We start from the raw sequence: 23,585 nt of genomic DNA, 5'->3' as shown, positions 1-23,585 counted from the left end.
CCCCAGCGCCGGAAGCCACCACAACAACAAGCTGCACGTCAAGAAGGGTGACACCGTCATCGTCCTGAGCGGTAAGCACAAGGGCCAGACCGGCAAGGTGCTGCTCGCGCTGCCCCGTGACCAGAAGGTCGTCGTGGAAGGCGTGAACGTCGTCACCAAGAACGTCAAGCCCTCGGCCGGCAACCCCCAGGGTGGCCAGGAGCAGCGTGAACTCGCCCTGCACGCCAGCAAGGTGTCGATCGTCGACCCCGAGACCGGCAAGGCCACCCGCATCCGCAAGACGATCGTGGACGGCAAGAAAGTCCGCGTGGCCGTTGCCAGCGGCAAGAACATCGACTGACCCCTCCGGGCCGACCTCACCGTCGGCCTGAGCGGCGCTCTCTGAAAAACTGGGAGACCGCTCGAAGGAACCCATCATGGAACAGCTCAAACAGAAGTACAACGACACGGTGCGCCCCGCGCTGATGCAGCAGTTCGGCTACTCCAGCGTCATGGCCGTTCCCCGGATCGAGAAGATCGTCGTGAACGAGGGTCTGGGCAGCGCCAAGGAAGACAGCAAGGCCATCGACAAGGCCTCGCGCGAACTGGCCCTGATCACCCTGCAGAAGCCCATCGTCACCAAGGCGAAGAAGAGCATCTCCAACTTCAAGCTGCGCCAGGGCATGCCGGTCGGCATCAAGGTCACGCTGCGCGGCGAGCGCATGTACGTGTTCCTGGAAAAGCTGATCAACATCGGCCTGCCCCGCATCCGTGACTTCCGTGGGATCAACCCCAACGCCTTCGACGGCCGCGGGAACTACAACCTCGGCATCAAGGAGCAGCTGATCTTCCCGGAGATCACCTACGACATGGTCGACAAGACGCGCGGCATGGACGTCACCATCGTCACCACCGCCAAGACCGACGAGGAAGCTCGCGCCCTGCTGCAGGCGATGGGCCTGCCCTTCCGCAAGCAGTAACGAGGAACTTATGGCGAATACTTCCAAAGTCGTGAAAGCCGCACGCGGACACAAGTTCGCCGTGCAGAACTACAACCGCTGCAGCCGCTGTGGCCGCGCCCGTGGCTACTACCGCTTCTTCGGCATGTGCCGCATCTGCATCCGCGAGATGGCGCACAAGGGCGAACTGCCCGGCGTGAAGAAAGCCAGCTGGTAAGCACAGCATTCAGAAGGAGCCCCCGGTGACGGGGGTTTTTTCGTTGGGCCGCCGTAGGCGCGTGTGGCCGTAGGCAGGACGTCCAGAACATCAAGAGGCCGACTGGAGGATATCCAGTCGGCCTCTGTGCGGGTGTTCGTTTACTTGTACAGACTGGTATAGGTATTGCCAGTGCCGTCCGTCCAGACCTGCCACAGGCCGCCTGAGGGGTTCAGCGCATAGGACGGGGAGGCATCCTGGGCGACGGTCAGGCTCCGCACGGCACCGGTCGAGGGTGTCAGGGTGCCCGCGAAGCCTCCGCCAGCTATCCACAGGACGCCGCTGGCGTCGAAAGCGAATACCTGGGTGCCGTGGTCAAAGGAAGCGGGGAGTTTAGTGATGGCGACTGTGCCGTCCGATCCGACCTTCCCAACTGCACGTTCGGAACTCGGGAGCACACCGTAGATCCACGGGGTGCCGGAGTCATCGACCGTGATCTTGCTGATCGACGAGAATCCTGTTGCACTGGTTCTCTTGACAGCCAGCGTGGACGTATTTACCGTTACCACTTCGCTTTGGTCGCTGTCGTAGGCGGCCATGACACTTCCGTCCCGACTGCTGCCGAGGAGCTTGGAGAAGGATGACCAGCTGAGATCAGTCACAGCATCGAAGGTGCTGCTCGTTTCATCAAAGCGGGCGACCTTGTGCATGTTGTCCTTGAACACCACAGCCCACAGTCGCCCCTGGGCATCCACGGCGGGCGGACTGTCCCAGCCGAATGCGGCGTCCCAGTACCTCAGGGCGCTGCTCGAATATTTGAACAGTGGGCCGCCGCCCAGGCCAGGGAGCCACACGCCCCCACCAGGGATGGGCAGGACGTCCACATAGATGTATCCGTTGTTGTTCTTGAGGGTAGCGGCATCGGTGGCCTTTGTACCGTCGAAACGGGTCAGGACAGGGTAGATGGCACTACCCTCGACCTGCCGGACGTACCAGAATCCGCCGTCAAGCGCAGTGCCCACGCCCACGACGCGGTACTTGCCGAGCAATGTCCGCTTGGGCCGCGTGGCCAGTGTGAATGGCCGGGTGGCCGTGATGGCTTGGCCGGTGGCAGTCAGGGTGACCTCGGATGTTCCTGAGAGCAGGGCCGTGCCGCCGGTCAGGGTGAGCGTGGTGCTGACGACTCCGTTTTTGGTCAGTGTGACGGACTTGCTGCTCGATGTGACGCCGGCAGGCAGACCGCTCACTGCAAGGGTCACGCTCCCCGCGAAGTTGTTCAGGCCCGTCACTGTGATGGGCAGCGTGGTCTGCTCGCCACCGTAGACCGTGGCGCTGTCCGTGGTCAGGGCAACGGTTGGAGCAGGCACCGTCACCGCAATAGGGGTAGTAGAACGAACCGAGCCGGACGTGCCGAGCAGGGTCACGGTGTAGGTGCCGGGAGCCAGGGACGCGGCGGCATTCAGCGTGACCTGCCCGTTGGCAGAGCCCTGGCTCACGCTCACGCTGGCGGGGGTCACGCTCAGGCCGGTGGGCGGATTCTGCGCGGTGATGTCGACCTTGCCGCTGAAGCCGTTCATGCCGGACACGTTGATGCTCAGAGGAAGGCTGGCGCCCGGTAACACGGTGACTGGGGAGGTGTACAGGTACATCGAGAACGCGGGAAGCGAGGAGATCACGTACAGCGGTACCCGGTCGAGTTCCCGGCCCTGGTCGTCTTTCACGAGCAGATTGACCGTACCGGAGGCGTTCCCGATCAGTTTGAAGGTGAGCGTGGCGTCCACCCGCTGTTGCCCCAGTCCCATGGCCTGGATGCCCTGCGATGCACGGCTCACCTTCTGGGCAGAGAGCGCCGGCAGTGTGAGGGTCGATGGCCCGACGGTCAGCAGGTCGTTGTCGGTGCTGAGGTGAACGGTGCCGCTGAATCCGCCGTCCTGAAAGAAAGTGGCGCGCACGCTCAGGGTGTCGGTGGTGAAGTTGAGCTGGCCTCCGTTGGCATCGAGATATGCCGACACCTGTGGTGCCTGGGCCGTGCCGATCAGTTCGGCTGTGGCCGCTGCCGGGAGATCCTGAAGCGCTGCGATCGGCTCGGAATCGACGTATTCTACGGCGTTCCAGCCTGCCCGCAACGACACGTTGAGCGACAGCTGCGGGCTTCCGGAACAGGAGACGGTGCCCTTGAACGTGGACGTCCCGCTGCTGTAGATCCGCAGGATGTGATGGGGCACAGAGAAGGTCTGATCGTTGCGACGTTCCTGCACGGTTCCTAAGAAGTCGCCCTTGCTGCTGACGACGGCCAGCCTGCTCCAGGCACTGATCTGGAGGGTGTGATCTCCAGTGCCCGCGTAGGTACATCCAGACGCACCAGTGGGCAGAAGGGTCGATAACGTTTCTGCTTCTGGCGTGGCCTTCAGGTCAAGAGACAGTGCGCCGGCGGCGTTGAGCGTGCCTTTGTTGGTCACACTGAGGTCGGAGGTGGTTGCCAGCAGAACAGTTCCCGGAATCAGAGCCTCCCCGCCGACCTTGCCGGTGATCTGTGTGCCGGAAATCTGTACGGGAATAGGTTTGGGGTCAGGTGGTGATGTGGTGTCGCCGCCACATGCGCTGAGGAATGCAGTCGTGAAGACCACAAGACTTATCGGTATACCTGTCTTCATAAAGTCTCCTTCATTTTCACTCACGATTTTAAATTTTCTTGTGGAGTGATGGGGAGCAGCTACGTGGCAGCGTGCGAATCCGTATCGGCAGTGCCTCATGAAGGCGTGGCGGCCGCATCAGCGTGGCGGGAGGTGGATGTCCTGTGCTGCAGCGTGCGCGGCGTGACACTCACCCGCCTCCGGTCTGCTATGCTGCTGTGCTTGACCGGGGCCAGGACTGCGCTCCGCTGTGGAGGTGCATGACCGTGACGGCCGCCGAGAACATTCAGGAGACGCTGTACCCCGCGCCGATCAAATCGGTGGAGGCGGGCAGCGCGGCCGAACGCGCGGGCGTGCAGCCCGGTGATGTGCTGCTGCGGGTGAACGACCTTCCGGTGACGGACGTGCTGGCGTACCGGCACGCGCTGTCGCAGGGACCGGCCACCCTGGAGATCGCCCGGCCGCGCACCGCTCCCCAGATCATGACCGGCGTGCCGGGCACTGCGCAGGATCACCACCGCCTGCTGCTGCCCACGCCGCCCAGCCTGGACGAGACCTTCACCTTCGCGGTGGAGTGGGAAGATCCGGGGCTGGAGTTCGAGGAAGTCCTGTTCGACGGCATCCGCAAGTGCGCGAACAAGTGCGATTTCTGCTACGTGCACCAGATGCCCCGGGGCTTCCGCAAGAGCCTGTACATCATGGACGACGACTTCCGGCTGTCGTTCCTGTACGGCTCCTTCGTGACCCTCACGAACCTGACCGAGACCGACATCCAGCGGATCCAGGACGAGAACCTGTCGCCGCTGTACGTGTCGGTGCACACGGCCAACCAGGATCTGCGGCAGGACATGATGAAGTGGTGGCGGCTGAAGGTGAAAGACCCCCAGGCCGTGCAGATCCGCAGCATGATCGAGCGCCTGGAGGACATTGACCTGTACACCCAGATCGTGCTGGTGCCGGAGCGCAACGACGGCGACCACCTCGACGAGACGGTGGCATACCTGTCGGGCCGCCCGAACGTGATCTCGGCAGCGGTCGTGCCGATCGGCCTGACGTCGCACCGCACCAACCTGCCGGATGTCCGCACGTTCACGCGGGAGGAGGCCCAGGACTCGCTGCGCCGCCTGAACGTGTGGCGCAAGCAGTTCCTCGCCGAGCGCGGCACGCGGTTCGTGTTCCCCAGCGACGAGCTGTACCTGCTGGCTGGCGAGCCGCTCCCCACCGAGGAGGAGTACGAGGGTTTCCCCATGCTGGAGAACGGCGTGGGCATGATCCGCGACTTCCTGACCGAGGGCCTGCCGGAACTGCCCGCCGCGCTGCCGGAGCCGCGCAGGGTCATCCTGGGCACCGGCTCGCTGTTCGCCGAGTCCCTCGACCGCGCCGTGGAGCCCCTGCGGGCCATTCAGGGTCTGACGCTGGAGGTGCGCAGTGTGGAGAACAAGACCTTCGGCAAGGTCACGACCGTGGCCGGCCTGCTGACTGGCCGCTGCTTCCGCCACGCGGTGAAACCCGGCGAGGCCGACCTGCTGATCGTCCCGCCCACCACCCTGCGCTACGGCACCGAACTCATGCTGGACGACACCAGCCTGGAGGAGCTGCGCCGGGAACTGCGCATGGACATCCGGGCCGGCGGGGCCACCCTGGGTGAACTGGCCCGCGTGATCCTGCAAGGCGCCCAGAGCAGCGGTCACCAGTGGGGGATGAGCGCTCACGCGGTCAAGGACGCCGGCGATGCACCCGCTGAGGCGCAGATCGCCGAACAGGGGATGCGGGGGCAGGCATAGGGTCAGGGCAACTCCAGGCATCCTGGGCGCGTAATCCGGGGTATGAGAGCCCTCTCCCTGATCTTTGGCATCCTCGCCGCGCTGGGCCTGCTCCTGGGCCTGCTGCCGCTGTTCGGCTGGCTGAACTGGATCTTCGTCCTGCCGCCGGCCCTGCTGGGGCTGATCTTCGGTGCCCTCAGCAGAGACCGCACGGCGACCACCCTGAGCGCCGTCGTGGCCGTCCTTGCGGCCCTGCGGCTGATGCTCGGCGGCGGCGTCATCTGAGCCAGATGGCGCGTGTTGCACGCGCGCCCGGGTGTCTGCTACTCTGCACGGGCTCAGGCGCGGCCACGCGTCCACGCATCCAGGGTCCTTAGCTCAGTTGGTAGAGCATCGGTCTCCAAAACCGAGGGTCGTAGGTTCAAGTCCTGCAGGGCCCGCCACGGACAGCCCCCGCCCAGCGCGGGGGCCTGTCGCTGCCGGTCAGAGGCGTTCGTGTCGCTGCGAAGTCTCCAGCAGCGCGGTGGCGGCGGTCAACCGGTTCATGCGAACTGCATGTCGACGGAGGAGACGGCCTGCAGATGATGCCGGCAAGCGCGGCTCCGCACGCACATGACGAGCGGGGAGCGGTGACACGCCCTGCTGGGTGGTGGAGCAGGAGGCGAGGAAACGAACCTCGTCCGGTCTGCTCGTTCATCTGGTCGACGTGCGGTGCCACATGGGAGGCACGTGGCCCTGCCCTGTCTGCGCTGGACACACTGGTGCTGAGGATATTCCCACCGGCCGACGGTCGACTGACAGCAGAGTTCAGAGGGAATGAGGGTACCCATATTCCCTCTGAAACAAGCGGAGCGAGTCCCTGATAAGGCAGCGGTTGGAAGTGGAGCCCTGGGGCATCCGTTCAGCCCCGGAGTTGAACTGAACACCGCTGTGACACAGCGCTCCTGGGCCTCGTGGTCTTTCCCCTCGGCGAGATCCGGTTCCGGGGCGGTGCGGCAGTGAACCTCGGACGCGGCCTGTCCACCGTGGGAACCTGCCGGGTCACCACCACAGCAGACGGTGCTGTCGGCCGGGCCCACGAGGGTATGAGAGTCGGCAACCGTCCGGACAGAACTGGAGCCAGTCCAGGGGGCGCCGCTCGATCCGGCAAGGGGAGAGGGGTGCTGCCGCGTCCCGGGAGATCCGGCGGTCATGGACTCACATGAAACGGCTCAAACCGCCTGGTGGCTGTCATGGGAAGCGATCCGGGGCACACAAGGACGATCCGACCAACTGGTGGTACACACCACACGGCCCAACCTGTATAGACAACAGGCGACCGGTCGTCTCCTCCTTTTGGCCGATGACAACGGTACTTTCTGATCGAGCCATCAGAATCCACATCGAATGATGAGAGTACCGACCATGAGACAACCCATACAGGAATTCTTCACATTGAACCGATTCACCTTTGTAAATACGCCTGTTTCCGGTTTTAAAAAATTCTCATCTGTGCTCACACGTGATAAACGTCACACTAAGTCCTACATTTTACTTTCATAACGTTTCGTTAAGGTGCGGTCAGAGGCAAGTCACCGCACGGTGTCATCCCCGCGCATCTTCGTTCCCCCCTCACCCATCCCAGCGTCTCCCATCGCAGCGCGTCAGCGTGCGAGGACGCTCTTCCTGTCCACTCCAGCCGAGGAATTCCATGACCCACGTCCCCCCTGTCCGCTTCCGCACCGCCGCCCTCCTCCTGATCCCCCTGGCCCTGGCTGCCTGCTCGCAGGCCCCCAGCACGCCCCCGGTATCCGCCGCGAACGGTACGCAGGCTGACACGGCCCTCCTCCCCTGGACGGCCACCGACGATGGGCTGGGTGAGTTCGGTGCCCTGGCCCTCGTCTCCGGTGAGAACAAGCTCTCGGCCCTGGGGTGGACGAGCGCCACGAACGGCTACGGCCCCGCAGAACGCAACAAGAGCAACGGCGGGAGCGCTGCCGGGGACGGCCGTACCCTGACGCTGAACGGTAAGACCTACAGCAGCGGGCTGGGTGTGCACGCCAGTTCCAGCGTGACCTTCACGCTGGACGGCAAGTGCAGCACCTTCGCCAGCGACATCGGTGTCGACGACGAGGTCGGCTCCTCCGGCAGCGTGGTGTTCCAGGTGTATGCCGACGGCACGAAGCTCTACGACTCGGGCACCATGACCGGATCGAGCAGCACCAAATCCGTCAGCGTCAGCGTGGCCGGCAAGAAGGAACTGCGCCTGGTCGTCACCGACGGCGGCAACGGGGCGTCCAGCGATCACGCGGACTGGGCCAACGCCCGCGTGCTCAGCTGCACGACCTCCGGGAATGTCTCCAGCTCTGGCGACGTGACCTACAAGGCGCCGCTGGTGATCACGAAGGGCGGCACCTACACCGGCAACTACCGCAGCACCGACCCCAGCATTCCCGCAATCTCTGTCAAGACGTCGGAGCCGGTGATCATCGAGAACGCCAACGTCAAGGGGCCGGGCAACCTGATCAGCGGCTTCCGCATGCAGCTCACCGTGCGCAACACCCGCGGCTACGGCGTCAATCCCAACATCAGCGGGCGCCCGACCGGCCGCTTCATCAACTCCGAGGACACGCTGAACCTGAGCATCACCAACAACTACCTCGAGGGCACCGGCGGCATCTACGTCCGCAACTTCATCGGCAAGGGCAGCAGCGGCCAGACCATCAAGATCCTGCGCAACAGCGTCCGCAATATCGACGGCCGGCTGAGCAACGGCAGCGGCGGGTACCAGAACGCCTTCCGCCGGTACCAGTTCGTCCAGTTCAATACGGTGCGGGGGCTGGTGAACGCCGAGATCGCGTGGAACCAGGTGATCAACGAGCCCGGCAAGAGCGCCCTGGAAGAGAACATCAACATGTACCAGTCGACCGGTACGTCCGGCAGCCGCGTGAAGATCCACGACAACCTGATCTGGGGCGCGTATGCGATCAACACGGCAACCGACACCGGGTACGCCGGTGGAGGCATCCTGCTCGGCGACGGCGACGGCAGCTCCAGCAGCACGGCCGGCGGGTACTTCGACGTGTACGGCAACACGATCATCAGCACGAGCAACCAGGGCATCGGGATCTCGGGCGGGCACGACCACAAGGTGTACAACAACCGCATCGTGTCCAGCGGCCTGCTGCCGGACGGACGCAAGATCGCGGCGCAGAACGTGGGCATCTACGTGTGGGACATGTACGGCTCCAAGGCCGGGGGCAACTGGTACAACAACACCGTCTTCGACAACAAGATCGCGTGGCTGCGGCATCGCACGGACGGCAGCACCTTCCTGAACAACACGTGGTTCAAGGACTGCTCCAGCACCTGCTACAACAACACCACCCTGATCAACCCCCCCACGCTGGTCACGGAGACCACCGAGCACGCGGCGTGGAAGACCCGGGCCGCGAGCGCCGGCCACACCATCGGCGTGCAGTGATCCTGCCCCCTCTCGCCTGAACGTCGAGAACGCGCCCGGCCACCTGGCCGGGCGTCTGCATGGTGGGGCCCACCGTGCGGCACGGTGTGGTGGCCCTGAACCTCCGGGGTTCACTGCCGCTCGCGCGACCTCACCTCGCGGCCAGGGCGCGCGAGACGTCGAGAATGCTGACCGACCCGGCCGGATCCACCGTGCCCGCGCTGTTGGCCTCCCCGGCGTTGACCACGACCACCTTCCGGCCGTCCGGAGTGAAGGTCAGCATCTGGGGCAGGGCGCCGACGGTCACGGGCGGTGCCCGCAACGTGCCGTCGGCGTTCAGGAACAGCACGTGACCGGGGTCGGTCTTGGGAAAGGTCTCGACAGCCACGGCGATCAGGCCGTCGGGCCGCACAGCCGCCCACGTGGGGGTCCGTCCGTACGATGCCAGCGGCAGGGTGCCGGTCTTGACCGGGCGGGTCACGTCACGCAGATCGAGGATGTCCAGCCCGGCCGCAACACGGTTGACCACCAGCAGGCGCTTCCCGGTTCGGTCGTAGGCACTCATGCTGGCCACGCCCTGCCCGAAGGCGAAGGGCGCAGCCTGGTAGCGGCCGGTGAGGGCCAGGCGACCCGTGTCCTGCACGGTGTAGAGGGTGACGCTGCCACTGACCTCGCTGCTCACGACGAGCAGCGGCTGCCCGCCGGGGCTGTCTGTCGCCGGAATGAAGAGCAGGGCATCCGGCTGGAGGTCGCCGGCATCGCCGCTGTCGGGCGCGGCGGTCGGGTCTCCGAAGCGGGCGTAGTCCACGATGGTCGGTGTGGTCGGATCACTGACATCGAAGACCATGATGCCGCCGGCCCGTTCCAGGCCCACGAAGGCCAGCGTGCGGCCCGCGATCACGCCGGTCGTGACGGCTTCCGGTTCCGGCCCCCGGTCATCGCTGCGGGTGTCGAAGGAACTGATGGTGCCCTCGCTGCCGAACGTCGCGGGCGTCCGCGCCGCCAGGTCGCGCTCGATGGCGTCTCCGGTGTCGGCCACGAGGGCCAGGTCCGTGTCCCACACGCTGACGCTGCGCCCCCCGAAACTCAGGAGCCGGTCGGCCAGTCCGTTGCCGTCCGTGTCGGCATCCGGGCGACTGACGTGGAGGCGGCCCAGGGCCGTGTCGGCCTGCAGGCTGGCGGCGTCCGGGAACACGGCCGGATCGAGGGTCAGCGTGCCCACCCTCACCGCGTCGCTGCTGCTCAGGGTCTCGTCACGGGGATTGCCCTCGTTGGCGGTCAGCAGGTACGACCGGCCCCCGATCGCGACATGCGCGATGTGATCCGGCATGTACATCCCCTGCACCGGCCAGGTGCGGATGTTGATCCGGTCATAGTCGCTGGCGTCCAGCCCCTGGCCGGGCACGCGGTGATCCTTCAGGCCCAGGCTGCGCACGTCCGTGACCGTGCCGCTGGCGATGTCCACCGTGGCGACCGCGTTGTTGTTCTGGAGGGTCACCCATGCCACCCGGCTGTCCGGCGACACAGCCGCGAAGTGTGGCTCGGCGTCCACGGACAGCCGGCCGCTGCGGCCCAGCCGGATGCTGCCTGCCCCCTGCGGCGTGTCGAAGGCCGTGAAGTCGGTGGTCGTGATCACTGGCCCCGGCGGGACGCCGGGCGTGCCCGGCTGGGCACACGCGGTCAGCAGGAGGGTCAGGATGAGCACGGCGCGGCGCGGGGACGTCATATCTCGAATGTAACTGACCAGACCTTCAGGCGGTTCCAGTACCACCCGCCAGGGGGATGACGGGCCTGGGCCGTGACCGCTCAGGGCTCACGTGTGGTCTGGAAGGCCAGGTACGCACGGGCCACGAACGCCGGGTCGCTCAGGGTGCCGTCCAGGGCCTCCTCGATGCGCCGCAGGCGGTAGCGCAGCGTGTTCAGGTGGATGTGCAGGCGCGTGGCCAGGTCACCCAGCGAGCCGCTGTGGGCGAGGTACTGCCGCAGGGTGTCCTCCAGGCGGCCGTCGGGATCGGCGCGGGCCAGGCGGGTGTGGAACTGCTCGGCCAGGGGATGCAGGGCGCCGCTGTCCAGCACGGCCCGCAGGGGGTCGACGTGTTCGAACGCGGCCATGCTGCGGGCCCCCTGCACGCCGTCCAGCGCCTGTACCGCCTGCCGCAGTGCCGTCTGTACTGTCCCGAACCCGGCCTGCGGCTGACTGACGCCCAGCCGGAAGTCCACGGCGGTCGCGGTCAGCAGCGCGGCGTGCAGACCGCGCATCTCGCGTTCCGGAGCGCGGCCCGGCCACAGCCACAGCGCCAGGTCGCCGCGCACGGTGGTCAGGCAGCTCAGCTCCCGGCGGTGAAAGTAGCCCTCGCCCACGCTGCACAGGACGTCCAACTGCTGGATGTGGGCCTCGCGGGCCCGCGCCGCACGGGGCAGGGCGGTACCCAGGCGCAGGGCGGCCAGCACGGTCGTCTGCCCGCCGGGCATCCCCGACGTGTCTCCGGCCAGCAGCGTCTCGAACTGCCGCTCGCCCACCCGGCGGCGGGCCGCGCCGGCCGCCGCCGACTGAAGCCGCGCCAGCCGCACCAGATCGCCCACCAGCGTGGCCAGCGCCTCCCAGCCGCTGTCCACCTCCAGGGTCAGGATGCCGACCGGGCGGCGGTCGTACTCCAGCCGCTGCGTGAGCGTGACCGGCCCCGGTTCGCCCGCCTGGGCCACCACGTCGCCCCAGCTCGACCGTACGGTCGCCCGGCCGCCCGTCACGGCCGCCAGCCAGCGGGCCATGTCGGTCTCCGGCTGCGGCGCGGTCAGGGTGCCGTGCAGGTCGCCCAGCAACTCGGCCAGGGCGGGCAGGTGGGGGCTCAGCGTCCGGGCCAGCACCCGCAGATACGCGGCCCGCCACTCGGGGGCGGGCACGTCCGGCAGCAGCATCGGGGCGGCCGAGAGGTCGGGCACGGGGACATCGGGCGTGACCTGCGCGAGGCCCAGTTCCGCACGCACCTCGTTCAGGCTGAGCACTGCATGCGTACCGGACACTGTGAAAGTGTACAAAGCCGCCTGTGCATTCTGTGCAGACCGTGCTTGAGGTGAGGCCCGCATCGGCCTAGGCTGCGGCTGTCTGACAGTTCACCGCTTCACCCCGGAGGTTCCATGACCGCCACCATCCCGCCCCCGTCTGCCCGTGATGCCCTGCATGAGCGGCTGCGCTCACCCCTGCTGCACTTCATCGGCGGCGGGTGGGTGCCGTCCGAGAGCGGCGAGACCTTCGAGTTCCTGACGCCCACCGACAACAGCGTCCTGGGCCACGCGGCCAGCGGGACTGCCGCCGACATCGACCGCGCCGCCCAGGCCGCGCACGCTGCCTTCCCGGCATGGCGTGCCCTGAGCGGGAAGAAGCGCCGCGCCGTGCTGCACCGGGTGGCCGATCTGATCGAGGCCCGTGCCGACGAGATCGCGACCGCCGAGAGCGTGGACACCGGCCAGCCCATCCGCTTCATGAAATCGGCTGCCGCCCGCGCCGCCGAGAACTTCCGCTTCTACGCCGACCGCGCCGAGGGCGCCCAGGACGGCCTGAGCCTGCCGACCCAGGGGTTCCTGAACTACACCCTCCGCCAGCCGATCGGGCCGGTGGGCGTGATCACCCCGTGGAACACGCCGTTCATGCTGTCGAGCTGGAAGATCGCCCCTGCGCTGGCCGCCGGCTGCACGGTGGTACACAAGCCCGCCGAGTGGAGCCCGGTGACCGCGACCCTGCTGGCCGAGATCATGCACGAGGCGGGGATTCCCGTCGGCGTCGTGAACCTCGTGCACGGCTATGGCGAGAGCGCCGGCCGGGCGCTGACCGAGCACCCGCTGATCCGGGCGATCGCCTTCATCGGCGAGAGCCGCACCGGGAGTCTGATCCAGAAGCAGGGGGCCGACACCCTCAAGCGCGTGCATCTGGAACTGGGCGGCAAGAACCCGGTCGTGGTCTTCGCGGACGCCGATCTGGATCGGGCGCTGGACGCCGCGATCTTCATGATCTACAGCCTGAACGGGCAGCGCTGCACCAGCTCCAGCCGCCTGCTCGTGCAGCGCAGCGTCCACGACGACTTCGTGGATCGGCTCGCGGCGCGGGTGGCGCAGATCCGCGTGGGCGATCCCCTCGACCCCGCCACCGAGGTCGGCCCGCTGATCCACCCGGTGCAGGCCGATAAGGTCTGCTCGTACTTCGACCACGCCCGAGAGGGTGGCGCGACCGTCCGGGTCGGAGGCGAGCGGATCGGGGAGAGCGGCAACTACGTGCGGCCCACCCTGTTTACGCAGGCCACCAGCGACATGCGGATCAGCCAGGAGGAGATCTTCGGCCCGGTGCTGACGGTCATTCCCTTCGACGACGACGCGGACGCCCTGCGGATCGCCAACGACGTGCCCTATGGTCTGGCCGCGTACGTGTGGACGAGCGACCTGACCCGCGCCCACACCTTCGCGCACGGCCTGGACAGCGGCATGGTCTGGATCAACTCTGAAAACGTGCGGCACCTGCCCACGCCCTTCGGTGGCATGAAGGCCAGCGGGATCGGTCGCGACGGCGGCGACTATTCCTTCGACTTCTATATGGAGACGAAGAACATCGCCGTGAATCTGGACGGGCATAGGGCACAGCGGCTGGGGATGGACATGGAGACTGGATCATGACCACGCTGAACGCTATCTGGGAACGGATTGAAGCATGGTATGAGGCGCAGGGGGCGCTGGCTCAGCTCCAGCCGGGCGCAACAGAAGAACAGATCGCGGCCCTGGAGGCCTTCCTGGGATATCCGGTCTCTGATGACCTGCGGGCCTCGCTGCGTCGGCATGACGGCACCGTGGATGGAGGCTGGCCCACCGGAACGCTGCTGGGCACGGCCGCCAGTCAGGATGAGGCCACGGTCTGGCGTGAACTGCTCGATGGTGGGGATTTCGACGGAAATACCGACCACGACGCTTCTGCTGGGCGTGAACAGGTCGAGCGCGGCTGGTGGTCGCACGGGTGGGTGCCGCTCGACGCGGATGGGGGTGGGAACGGTGCCGTGGTGGACATGACGCCTGGCCCGGCCGGAAGCATGGGCCAGGTGCTCGATATGGATCACGAGGCGGGGCCGAGTGGCCCACAGCACGACACTCTCGCTGGCTATCTGGAAGAGATCGCTGAAAAACTTGAATCCGGCGAATACGTGGTGGCCGACGGTGGCGTCTATGCCGCCGACGAGGTGGAAGATGAGTGACGCCCACCGCATCCTCATCACTGGGGCCGCCGGCGAGATCGGCTCCGCGCTGCGCGACCTCATCCGCGACTACCTGCCGGACTCTGGCACCATCCTGCGCCTGACCGACCTGCGCGACCTGGGTGCCGCGCGGGATGGCGAGGAGGTCATGACCGCCGACCTGACCGACTTGAACGCCATGCACGGGGTCATGGATGGCGTGGACGCCGTGATCCACCTGGGCGGTATTCCCAACGAGCACACCTATGAGCGCATCCGCGACGTGAACGTGGACGGCACGTACCACGTGCTGGAGGCGGCGCGGCAGGCCGGCGTGCACCGCGTGGCCTTCGCGTCCAGCATCCATGCGGTGGGCTACTACCCGCGCGAGCCGATCACCCCGGACGTCCCCGTGCGCCCGGACACCTATTACGGCGTGAGCAAGGTCATGGGCGAGACGTTGGGCCGCATGTACTTCGACCGTTATGGCCTGGAATTTGTGGGTGTGCGGATCTGCTCGTTCCAGCAACGCCCGATGGACGCCCGACACCTGTCCACATGGCTGTCGCCGCGTGACGCCGCGCAGGTGTTCGCCCGTGCGGTCACGGCCCCGGACGTGGGCTATCTGATCGTGGCCGGCATCAGCGGGAACACGCGGCGCTGGATGACCCCGGAAGGCTGGGACGTGCTGGGCTACGTCCCGCAGGACGATGCCGAGGCCCACGCCGCGCAGGTGCAGGACATCCACGGCGACCCCGCTGACCTCACCGAGCAGCGGCAGGGCGGCATCTTCGTCGATCCGTCGTACACCGGCCTGGCCGGAAAGGAGCAGTGACATGGGTGCCCGCACCGGACAGCAGTTCCTCGACCGCCTGAGGCAGAACCCCCCGAACCTGTACGTGGACGGAGCGCGGGTCGAGGATCCCACGACCCACCCGGCCACGCGCAATGTGGCGCACTCGCTGGCGGGGCTGTACGACCTCCAGCACGATCCGAGATACCGTGACCTCCTGACTTTCGAGGAAGGCGGCGAGCGTCACGCCACCGCGTTCCTGGTGCCGCGCACGAAGGACGACCTGCGGAAGATCGGGGCGGCGCACCGCGTCCGGGCGGACTACTCGCTGGGCACGCTGGGCCGAGCCCCGGACTACATGAACGCGAACGTCATGGCAGCGGGGATGGCGAGTGCGTACTTCGACCAGGGCGAGGGCCAGGAGCGGCACTTTGGCGAGCACATGCGCCGGTACTTCGAGTACGTCCGGGCGAACGACCTGTGCCTCACGCACGCGCTGACGAACCCGCAGGTGAACCGCAGCAAGCAGGCCTCCGAGCTGCCCGACCCCTACATCGCGCTGGGCATCGTCGAGGAGACCGCTGCGGGCGTGATCGTGCGCGGGGCGCGGATGCTCGCCACGCTGCCCATTGCCGACGAGATCCTGATCTTCCCGTCCACGGTCATCAAGGAGAACGGCGACCGCAGCCGCTACGCCGTCGGCTTCGGGCTGCCCACGGACACGCCGGGCCTGTCGTTCCAGTGCCGCGAGCCCTTCGACCTGGGGCGCGACACCGAGGATCACCCGCTGTCGAGCCGTTTCGACGAGCAGGACGCCTTCGTGATCTTCGACGACGTGCTCATTCCCTGGGAGCGCGTGTTCCTGATGTACGACATGACCCTGGCGAACCAGGCCTACGCGAAGACCGACGCCGTCCTGCACATGGCGTATCAGGTCGTGAACCAGAAGATCAGCAAGACCGGGGCCTTCCTCGGCGTGGCGCAGGGCATCGTGGATACGGTCGGCAGCGGCCAGTTCCAGCACGTGCAGGGCAAGGTCAGCGAGATCATCATCACACTGGAGATCATGAAGGCGCTGGAGGTGGCGGCAGTGGACGGCGCACAGCTCAACGCCTATGGCGTGATGACCCCCGCCCGTGGCCCGCTGGATGCCGCCCGCAACTACTACCCCGCCATCTACCCGCGCCTGAACGAGATCATCCAGCTGCTGGGCGCGTCGGGAATCATCATGATGCCCAGCAGGGCCGACCGCGAGGGGCCGCTGGGGCACTTCATCGAGAAGCACCTCCAGGCCACCAATGCCACCGCCGAGGAGCGCCTGAAGCTGTTCCGGCTGGCGTGGGATCTGACCCTGAGCAGCTTCGGCGCGCGGCAGAACCTGTACGAGAAACACTTCTTCGGCGACCCGATCCGCATGTCGAGTGCCCTGTACGAGGTCTACGACAAGCAGCCGTATGTGCAGCGCATCCGGCAGTTTCTTGACCAGCCGAAGCCTGTAGTGGCGGACTGAATGGCGATGAGGCAGAGCCGAATCCGAGCGGAGCGAGCAGCCACAGGAAGGGGGTCGCGTCGTCGGAGGGGGAATTGGCGGGGTGTGCCGGTTCTCCCGGAGGCGCAGCGGCACCCGACGACTTTCGGAGACGTCCAATGATCCCCAACACCATCCGTATCGCGCACGCTGTCCTGTACGTCACCGATCTGGCCCGGTCGCGGCACTTCTACGTGGAACTGCTGGGTCTGAACGTCCTGCACGAGACTGCCGGGGCGCTGTACCTGCGCGGCACGGAAGACCGTGAATGGACGCTGAAACTGGAACTCGCCCCCGAGGCCGGCGTGAAGCACGTCGCGTACCGTGCGGGCACGGACGCCGATCTGGACGCCCTGGCCGCGCTGCTGGACGCCCAGGGCCTGCCGTGGCGCTGGGAGACCGACCTCGACCGGCCCCGGCTGCTGCGCTTTCAGGATCCGTCCGGCGTGCCCGTCGCGTACTACGCCGAGTCGGTCAAGCACCCGTGGCTCCTTCAGGATTACCACCTGCACCGGGGCGCGGGGCTGCAGCGCATCGACCACATCAACGTCATGACGCCCGACGTGGCGGGCACCATGCGCTGGTATACGGAGCACCTGGGCTTCCGCCTCAGCGAATACACCGAGGACGATGACGGCCGCATCTGGGCGGCATGGATCCAGCGCCGGGGCAGCGTGCACGACCTGGCGCTGACCAACGGCACCGGCCCCCGTCTGCACCACCTGGCGTACTGGATGCCCGACATGCAGAGCATCATCCGCACCTGCGACATCCTGGCCGGGGCACGGATGCCGGAACACATCGAGCGCGGCCCCGGCCGCCACGGCGTCAGCAACGCCTTCTTCCTGTACATCCGCGACCCCGACGGCCACCGCATCGAGCTGTACACCAGCGACTACCTGACCGTCGACCCGGACTTCGAGCCGATCCGCTGGCACCTGAACGACCCGCGCCGCCAGACGCTGTGGGGCGCCCGAACTCCGAAAAGCTGGTTCGAGGAGGCGTCCGTGCTGGAGGCCTACGCGGGCGGCTGGGTGCGGGAGCACGAGAGTGAACTGAAGGGTCTGCCGGTGCATGTGATCTGAGGTTCTGGGCGAACTGCTCAGTCGGCTACGCGGCCAGCTCCCCTGGGGGGGAGCCAACCATCACATCCTTACCTCCCCTTGAGGGGAGGTGCCCCGAAGGGGCGGAGGGGTTAGCACGGCGCCCGCCCCGCCCCATCTCCCCGAGGTGCCATCCATGAAAACTGCCAACTTCATCGCCCGTGGCCGACAGCACCGTGGGGTGCTGCGTGACGGGCTGCTCTACGACGCGGCGGGCGAGGCTCACCGCCCGGACGACGTGCAGTTCCTGCTGCCGGTCACGCCGGGCAAGGTGATCGCACTGGCGCTGAATTACGCCGACCACAACGCGGAACTGGGCTTCCAGACACCCGAGGAACCCGTGATGTTCCTCAAGCCCAATACCAGCCTGCTGCCGCACCGGGGCACGGTTGAGTACCCGCGCGGGGCGCAGTTCATGCATTACGAGGTGGAGCTGGCCGTGGTGATCGGCCGCGACGCCCGGCGCGTGAAGTCGCGGGATGCCGGGGACTACATCGGCGGGTACACCATCGCCAACGATCTGGTCGTGCGGGACTACGTGAGCAATTACTACCGGCCGCCCATGCGGGCCAAGGGCTGGGACACCTTCGGGCCGCTGGGGCCGTATCTGGTCAGCGCAGACGAGGTGCCCGATCCCTACAGCCTGGGCCTGCGGGCCTATGTGAACGGCGAGCTGCGGCAGCAGGGCAACACCCGCGACATGATCCTGAAGGCCCCGGAGCTGATCGAGTTCATGAGCCGCTTCATGACCCTGCAGGCGGGCGACGTGATCCTGACCGGCACCCCGAAGGGCGTGTCCCACGTGAAGCCCGGCGACGTGATGCGCCTGGAGATCGACGGGCTGGGTGCCCTGGAGAACGACGTGCAGTGGGAGACCGAGGACGCCGAGCCGCTGATCGCCCAGGAGGGGAAGCGCGAATAATGCCCCACCTCATCGTCGAATACACCGACAACCTGCCCGAGCCCCGTATTCCCGAGCTGCTGCGGGCCCTGAACGGCGTGCTGCTGGCCCGCGCCGACGTGTACCCGGCGGGCGGCATCCGTGCCCGCGCCGTCCGCCTGACCGAGTACGTGGTCGCGGACGGCACGCATGACGACGCCTTCGTCCACGTGACCCTGAAGATCGGCTCCGGCCGCAGCGAGGAGGTCAAGCGCGAGACGGGCGCGGCACTGTTCGAGGTGCTGAAAGCGCACTTCGCGGCGGACTTCGATTCCAGATACCTGGCCCTGTCGCTGGAGATCTCGGAGTTCAGCGAGGCGGGCACCTTCAAGCACAACAACATCCACGCCCGCTACCGCCGGGAACAGGCATGAGCGCCCTTACCGACGCGCAGGTGCAGGACGCGGCGGCCCGGCTGGATCACGCCGAGGAGACGCGCACACCCATTCGGCAGCTGTCGCGGCAGTACCCGGACATGACCCTGGGCGACGCCTACCGCGTGCAGCGGGCGTGGGTCGATCTCAAGCTGTCGCAGGGGCGCACGCTGTACGGGCACAAGATCGGCCTGACGTCGCGGGCCATGCAGATGTCGTCGAACATCACCGAACCCGACTACGGAGCGCTGCTGGACGACATGGTGTTCCCCGAGGGCAGCGAGATCCCCACGTCCCGCTTTATCGTGCCGAAGGTCGAGGTGGAACTCGCCTTCCGCCTGGGACGCGACCTGAGCGGCCCCGATTGCACGGTGCTGGACGTGCTGGACGCCGCCGACTGGGTCATCCCGGCCATCGAGATCATCGACGCCCGTATCGAGCGCATCGACCGCGAGACGGGCGTGACCCGGAAGGTCTTCGACACCATCAGCGACAACGCCGCGAACGCCGGGATCATCCTGGGCGGGCGGCCGGTGCGTCCCACCGACATCGACCTGCGCTGGGTGGGGGCGCTGCTGTACCGCAACGGCGTGATCGAGGAGACCGGCGTGGCGGCGGGCGTGCTGAACCACCCGGCGACCGGTGTGGCGTGGCTGGCGAACCGGCTGCATCCGCACGGCGTGACCCTGAGGGCCGGGCAGATCGTGCTGGCCGGATCGTTCACCCGTCCGGTCGATGCCGCCCCCGGCGACGTGTTCCACGCGGACTACGGCCCCCTGGGCGGCGTGGCCTTCCGCTTCGGGCGATGATGCACCGTGGAGGGAGAGATGCCGGATGCATCCTGACGCCCGCGCCCACCGAGGAGACCCCATGACCGACCTGACCAATCCCCTGAAACGTGCTCTGGCGGCCGGTATGCCGCAGATCGGCCTGTGGGTCACGCTGGCCGATGCCTACCCCGCCGAGGTGCTGGCCGGGGCGGGCTTCGACTGGCTGCTGATCGACGGGGAGCACGCGCCCAACGATGTCCGCAGCGTGCTGGCGCAGCTCCAGGCCGTGGCGGCGTATCCGGTGGCCCCGGTCGTGCGCCCGCCCGTGGGCGACACCCACCTGATCAAGCAGTATCTCGACCTGGGCGTGCAGTCGCTGCTGATCCCCATGGTCGAGAGCGCGGCGCAGGCCCGCGACCTGGTCGCCGCGACCCGTTACCCGCCGCAGGGCGTGCGCGGGGTGGGCAGCGCCATCGCGCGGGCGTCGCGCTGGAACGCCGTTCCGGACTATCTGGCACGCGCCGACGACGAGATCTGTCTGATCGTGCAGGTCGAGTCGGCCGCCGGGCTGGACGCGCTGGACGGAATTGCGGCTGTGGAGGGCGTGGATGGCGTGTTCATCGGGCCGGCCGACCTGAGTGCCAGCCTGGGGCACCGGGGCAACCCCGGCCATCCGGAGGTGGTGGCCGCCATTAAAGACGCCATCGCCCGCATCACGGGGGCTGGGAAGGCGGCGGGCATCCTGTACACCGACGAGGCGCAGGCGCGGGCGGCCCTGGACGCCGGCTGCAGGCTGGTCGCGGTGGGTGTGGACGTCAGTCTGCTGGCGCGTGCGGCCCGCGACCTGGCATCCCGCTTCCGGGATCAGGGCCGCAGCGGCTGACCGTAGCGCGTCAGAAATTCCTCGCGGGGCATCCACGCCATCTTGGGCTGCTGCACGCTGGGCGGCCGGGTCGTGCCGTGCACGAGGCGCAGCACCCGGAAGCCCAGGCCGTAGAGGCGGGCGCGGGCGGGCGGCAGCTTCAGCAGCGTGAAGCCCGCCTGTTCCAGCGGCCCATAGAACAGTGTGACGGCGAACACCGCCTGGGCGTCCGCTAGTTCCGGCAGGGTCTGCATGGCATACGCCACGTCCTTCAGGCTGCGCTGGTACGCGCGGTACGTGCCCAGCTGGCTGCGGGCGGCCATGCTGACCAGCCGCGCTGAGTCCAGATGCATCTCGGCGGTGGGCGTGTCCGGCGGCAGCGGCAGCGGCGCAGGGGCGTCCCTGAGCGGCGCGACCCGCATCACGGCGTCCGGGCGGCTGGTCAGGTCGATGACGTGGTGGGCCCGCGTGAAGTTCGCCTCGACGGTCAGTGCGTAGGCGTGCGCCAGCGCGTCGCGGGGCGTGGCGCGGCGCAGTCCCGGCAGGTCGCGCACGGGCATGGGCCGGTAGCCACGTGCCTTCAGGTCGGCCAGCGTGGCGGCCAGATCGTCCGGCCCCACGCGCAGGGTGCCGCCGGGCCGGGCTGCGACATCGGGAAGGGGCAGCGGATGGACGCCGCGTGCCGCCAGCGCGAGCAGGCTCCGGTGGCCGGGTGCGGGGCTGGCATCGGCGGCCCACGACCGGATCGCGTGACCGGCCGCCACGTCGAGCGCCGCGAGGGGCGAGGCCGGGCCGCTGCCGGCCACCTCGTGCCCGGCCTCGGCGGCGGCCCTCAGGGCGTCTCCCCAGCCGATCGCCTGCGCGGCCGGCACGACCACGGTCAGTCGGGTGGGGCCGGCGGTCTCCAGCACGCAGCGCAGCGTCTCCGGATCACTCACGGGCACGATCAAGCCGATCTCGGGGCCGCCGCTGCCGCCGTGCCACGCGCCGTAGGTGCCGGCCCGCAGCCGGGCGCGGCGGACTCTGGTTAGGGTGGACACGGCAGCAGACATGGGTGGACTGTAGCGGGTTCCGGGCGTCAGCACGCCGCCCGGGGGCTCATCCCGAAGTCGGGCGACAGTCTCATGCGCGGCGTCGTATGCTCTGAGGCGCGATGCTTCACGAAGCCTTGAAGATTGAACGGCAGGGTCCGTCCGGCGGGCAGGAATGAGGCCACTGCGGATCGGGCTGTTCACCGACACGTTCCTTCCCGATCAGAACGGCATCGTGACCAGTGTGGGCCTCCTGAGCGACGAACTGCGCCGGCTCGGGCACCACGTCGATGTGGTCGCGCCGGACTTCCCCGAGCACGTGGACACCCGGCCCGATGTGCGCCGTGTGGAGTCGATCCGCTACATGTTCCTGCCCACCTACCGCCTGGCGTGGCCGACCCGCAAGAATTTCGAGCAGAAATACGACCTGGTGCATACCCACACGCCCCTGACCCTGGGGCTGGCCGGCATGCGGCTGGCACGCAAGTGGGACGTGCCGCACGTGGCGACCTACCATACCCACCTGGAGGCATACACGCACTACGTGCCGGGCCTCACCGCCGTGCAGCAGGCCACGGGCCTCGTGACGCGGGCGGTCGGCCACCTGTACGGCCGGGCCGCCGCCGTGATCGCCCCCACGCCGGGCATGCTGGACGTGCTGCGTGACCTGAAGGTGCGCAACCCGGTCGTGATTCCCACGTCGGTCGATCCGGCGGTGCTGCACGCCGCGCCGGACGTCGAGAGCCCGTGGCCCGCCGGTACGCGGCGTATGCTCACGGTCGGGCGCCTGGCCAAGGAGAAGCGCTTCGACCATGTGCTCGACACGGTCGCGGGCCTGCCCGACGCGCACCTCGTGATCCTGGGCGAGGGGCCGGAGCGCGAGCATCTGGAGGCGCACGCCGAGCGCCTGGGCATCGCCCACCGCGTGACCTTCCTGGGCGTGAAGCCGTGGACACAGATCGGCGCGTACTACCGTCTGGCGGAGCTGTTCCTGTTCGCCAGCGACACCGAGACGCAGGGTCTGGTCTTGCAGGAAGCCCAGCTCATGGGCGTGCCGGTGGTGGCGGTCGGCGCACGCGGCACCCTGAGCGGTGTGGCCCACGAGCGCAGCGGCTACCTCGTGGCACCGGGCGACGTGAACGGACTGATCGCGCACGCCCATCACATTCTCGGGGATCCCCACGTGTGGGCCCGGCTCTCGGCCGGGGCACGGGCGTTCGGGCACACGACCACCCCGGCCGGCGTGGCCCAGCAGGTGCTGGAGGTCTACGCGGAGGCCCTCAACCTCCCGCGTGAGGTCACCTTTCCGGCCGAGGCGGGCCTGCCTGGTCATCCGCGAAATACCCTCGCGTATGACCGGTGATGTTGCGCAGGTGCTGCCACAGGAACGGCACGAGGCCCTTGTCCAGCCGCCGCGCACTCGTCTCGACCAGGGCGCCCGGCACGTAACCGATCACGCCCACGCGCCCCAGTGCCTGCCCCAGGATCACGTCCTCGTAGGCCTCGACCACCGGGTAGCCGCCGGCCAGCAGCGCCGCCTCGCGCGAGAAGGCCATGTTGCCCGCCGCCAGATTCGGCTTGCCGACCACCCGGCACGCGTGCAGGAACGCGCTGTAGCCTGCGCCCGACAGCTGTGCCCACACCGGCGCCACCCCACAGAAGCGCATCGGGCCGTACAGGGCCACGTGGCCGGCCGTGTGGGCTCCCAGCCGCTCCAGCCAGTCCGGCACCGGCAGCGAGTCCGCATCGGTCGTGGCGATCCACGTGCTCCGGGCGGCCAGGAGCCCGGCCTGACGGGCCCGGGCCACGCCGCGCTCCGGGCACGGCACCACCCGTGCGCCCCACGCCTGCGCCACTCCCGCCGTGTCGTCCGTGCTCGCGTTGTCCACCACGATCACCTCGGCCGGCGCACAGGTCTGGCGTTCCAGGGCCTGCAAGGTGGCGGGCAGATACGCCGCCTCGTTGCGGGCGGGAATCACGACGGAGAAATCGGGCACCCGGA

General features: G+C 67.8%; 21 protein-coding genes and 1 tRNA gene. 17 read left to right on the top strand and 5 right to left on the bottom strand.

Going from position 1 to position 23,585, the window contains the following annotated elements; translation table 11 throughout:
• The first annotated feature begins 31 nt into the window (after positions 1 to 31).
• The 3 genes from rplX (at position 32) to U2P90_RS16855 (ending at position 1,155) form a co-directional block, all read left to right on the top strand.
• Positions 32 to 340: a 50S ribosomal protein L24 gene (gene rplX / locus U2P90_RS16865; RefSeq protein WP_322474715.1), complete on the top strand. Its 309-nt coding sequence runs from the start codon at positions 32 to 34 to the stop codon at positions 338 to 340.
• Positions 341 to 416: 76 nt separating this feature from the next.
• Complete coding sequence (gene rplE, locus U2P90_RS16860) at positions 417 to 959, top strand: 50S ribosomal protein L5 (RefSeq protein ID WP_322473038.1); 543 nt, start codon at positions 417 to 419, stop codon at positions 957 to 959.
• A 10-nt stretch (positions 960 to 969) separates the two neighbouring features.
• A complete protein-coding gene (locus U2P90_RS16855; RefSeq protein ID WP_022800309.1) occupies positions 970 to 1,155 on the top strand; it encodes a type Z 30S ribosomal protein S14 in 186 nt (61 codons plus the stop codon).
• Positions 1,156 to 1,295: 140 nt separating this feature from the next.
• On the opposite strand, the gene U2P90_RS16850 is transcribed toward U2P90_RS16855, so the two are convergent.
• Positions 1,296 to 3,788, bottom strand: a complete 2,493-nt coding sequence (locus tag U2P90_RS16850; protein WP_322473037.1) for a hypothetical protein — start codon at positions 3,786 to 3,788, stop codon at positions 1,296 to 1,298.
• Between the two features lie 239 nt (positions 3,789 to 4,027).
• Here U2P90_RS16850 and U2P90_RS16845 point away from each other — a divergent pair, with 239 nt between their 5' ends.
• The 4 genes from U2P90_RS16845 to U2P90_RS16830 all read left to right on the top strand — a co-directional run bounded on the left by U2P90_RS16845 (position 4,028) and on the right by U2P90_RS16830 (position 8,993).
• Positions 4,028 to 5,551, top strand: a complete 1,524-nt coding sequence (locus tag U2P90_RS16845; protein WP_322473036.1) for a DUF512 domain-containing protein — start codon at positions 4,028 to 4,030, stop codon at positions 5,549 to 5,551.
• A gap of 42 nt (positions 5,552 to 5,593) precedes the next feature.
• Positions 5,594 to 5,815 (top strand): hypothetical protein, encoded by a 222-nt coding sequence (locus tag U2P90_RS16840; RefSeq protein ID WP_295823328.1) that lies wholly within the window; start codon positions 5,594 to 5,596, stop codon positions 5,813 to 5,815.
• 82 nt (positions 5,816 to 5,897) lie between these two features.
• Positions 5,898 to 5,973, top strand: a tRNA-Trp gene (locus U2P90_RS16835).
• 1,247 nt (positions 5,974 to 7,220) lie between these two features.
• Positions 7,221 to 8,993 carry an NPCBM/NEW2 domain-containing protein gene (locus U2P90_RS16830; RefSeq protein ID WP_322473035.1) on the top strand — a complete coding sequence of 591 codons (1,773 nt, stop codon included), beginning with the start codon at positions 7,221 to 7,223 and terminating at the stop codon, positions 8,991 to 8,993.
• A gap of 130 nt (positions 8,994 to 9,123) precedes the next feature.
• Here U2P90_RS16830 and U2P90_RS16825 read toward each other — a convergent pair whose 3' ends face one another.
• Complete coding sequence (locus U2P90_RS16825) at positions 9,124 to 10,698, bottom strand: choice-of-anchor I family protein (protein ID WP_322473034.1); 1,575 nt, start codon at positions 10,696 to 10,698, stop codon at positions 9,124 to 9,126.
• 80 nt (positions 10,699 to 10,778) lie between these two features.
• Positions 10,779 to 11,993: a PucR family transcriptional regulator gene (locus U2P90_RS16820; protein ID WP_322473033.1), complete on the bottom strand. Its 1,215-nt coding sequence runs from the start codon at positions 11,991 to 11,993 to the stop codon at positions 10,779 to 10,781.
• Positions 11,994 to 12,107: 114 nt separating this feature from the next.
• On the opposite strand from U2P90_RS16820, the gene hpaE reads away from it, so the two are divergent.
• From hpaE to hpaI, 9 genes are all read left to right on the top strand, one after another.
• Entirely contained in the window at positions 12,108 to 13,634 is a 1,527-nt protein-coding gene (gene hpaE / locus U2P90_RS16815) for a 5-carboxymethyl-2-hydroxymuconate semialdehyde dehydrogenase (RefSeq protein WP_322473032.1), read from the top strand.
• Positions 13,631 to 14,203 carry an SMI1/KNR4 family protein gene (locus tag U2P90_RS16810; RefSeq protein WP_322473031.1) on the top strand — a complete coding sequence of 191 codons (573 nt, stop codon included), beginning with the start codon at positions 13,631 to 13,633 and terminating at the stop codon, positions 14,201 to 14,203. Before hpaE ends, U2P90_RS16810 begins: the two co-directional genes overlap by 4 nt.
• The gene (locus tag U2P90_RS16805; protein ID WP_322473030.1) at positions 14,196 to 15,017 is read left to right on the top strand and encodes an NAD-dependent epimerase/dehydratase family protein; all 822 of its coding nucleotides are present in this window, start codon (positions 14,196 to 14,198) and stop codon (positions 15,015 to 15,017) included. The genes U2P90_RS16810 and U2P90_RS16805 overlap by 8 nt, the downstream gene beginning before the upstream one ends.
• A 1-nt stretch (position 15,018) precedes the next feature.
• On the top strand, positions 15,019 to 16,485 hold the full coding sequence (gene hpaB, locus U2P90_RS16800; RefSeq protein WP_322473029.1) for a 4-hydroxyphenylacetate 3-monooxygenase, oxygenase component: 1,467 nt from the start codon (positions 15,019 to 15,021) through the stop codon (positions 16,483 to 16,485).
• Positions 16,486 to 16,622: 137 nt separating this feature from the next.
• On the top strand, positions 16,623 to 17,588 hold the full coding sequence (hpaD, locus tag U2P90_RS16795) for a 3,4-dihydroxyphenylacetate 2,3-dioxygenase (protein WP_322473028.1): 966 nt from the start codon (positions 16,623 to 16,625) through the stop codon (positions 17,586 to 17,588).
• Between the two features lie 154 nt (positions 17,589 to 17,742).
• On the top strand, positions 17,743 to 18,528 hold the full coding sequence (locus U2P90_RS16790) for a fumarylacetoacetate hydrolase family protein (RefSeq protein ID WP_322473027.1): 786 nt from the start codon (positions 17,743 to 17,745) through the stop codon (positions 18,526 to 18,528).
• On the top strand, positions 18,528 to 18,920 hold the full coding sequence (locus U2P90_RS16785; protein ID WP_322473026.1) for a 5-carboxymethyl-2-hydroxymuconate Delta-isomerase: 393 nt from the start codon (positions 18,528 to 18,530) through the stop codon (positions 18,918 to 18,920). Before U2P90_RS16790 ends, U2P90_RS16785 begins: the two co-directional genes overlap by 1 nt.
• Positions 18,917 to 19,729, top strand: a complete 813-nt coding sequence (gene hpaH, locus U2P90_RS16780) for a 2-oxo-hept-4-ene-1,7-dioate hydratase (RefSeq protein WP_322473025.1) — start codon at positions 18,917 to 18,919, stop codon at positions 19,727 to 19,729. The genes U2P90_RS16785 and hpaH overlap by 4 nt, the downstream gene beginning before the upstream one ends.
• Positions 19,730 to 19,790: 61 nt before the next feature.
• A complete protein-coding gene (gene hpaI / locus U2P90_RS16775; protein WP_322473024.1) occupies positions 19,791 to 20,573 on the top strand; it encodes a 4-hydroxy-2-oxoheptanedioate aldolase in 783 nt (260 codons plus the stop codon).
• Here the strand turns inward: hpaI and U2P90_RS16770 are convergent.
• Positions 20,555 to 21,604, bottom strand: coding sequence for a YkoP family protein (locus U2P90_RS16770; RefSeq protein WP_322473023.1), 1,050 nt, complete (start codon positions 21,602 to 21,604; stop codon positions 20,555 to 20,557). The two genes, hpaI and U2P90_RS16770, sit on opposite strands and share 19 nt — an antisense overlap.
• Positions 21,605 to 21,758: 154 nt before the next feature.
• Here U2P90_RS16770 and U2P90_RS16765 point away from each other — a divergent pair, with 154 nt between their 5' ends.
• The gene (locus U2P90_RS16765; protein WP_322473022.1) at positions 21,759 to 22,946 is read left to right on the top strand and encodes a glycosyltransferase; all 1,188 of its coding nucleotides are present in this window, start codon (positions 21,759 to 21,761) and stop codon (positions 22,944 to 22,946) included.
• Here the strand turns inward: U2P90_RS16765 and U2P90_RS16760 are convergent.
• Entirely contained in the window at positions 22,882 to 23,580 is a 699-nt protein-coding gene (locus U2P90_RS16760) for a glycosyltransferase family 2 protein (RefSeq protein WP_295822749.1), read from the bottom strand. The two genes, U2P90_RS16765 and U2P90_RS16760, sit on opposite strands and share 65 nt — an antisense overlap.
• Positions 23,581 to 23,585 lie beyond the last annotated feature (5 nt).

The organism is Deinococcus sp. AB2017081, from assembly GCF_034440735.1.
Classification (GTDB): domain Bacteria; phylum Deinococcota; class Deinococci; order Deinococcales; family Deinococcaceae; genus Deinococcus; species Deinococcus rufus.
This window is presented reverse-complemented; position numbering and strand designations above follow the sequence as displayed.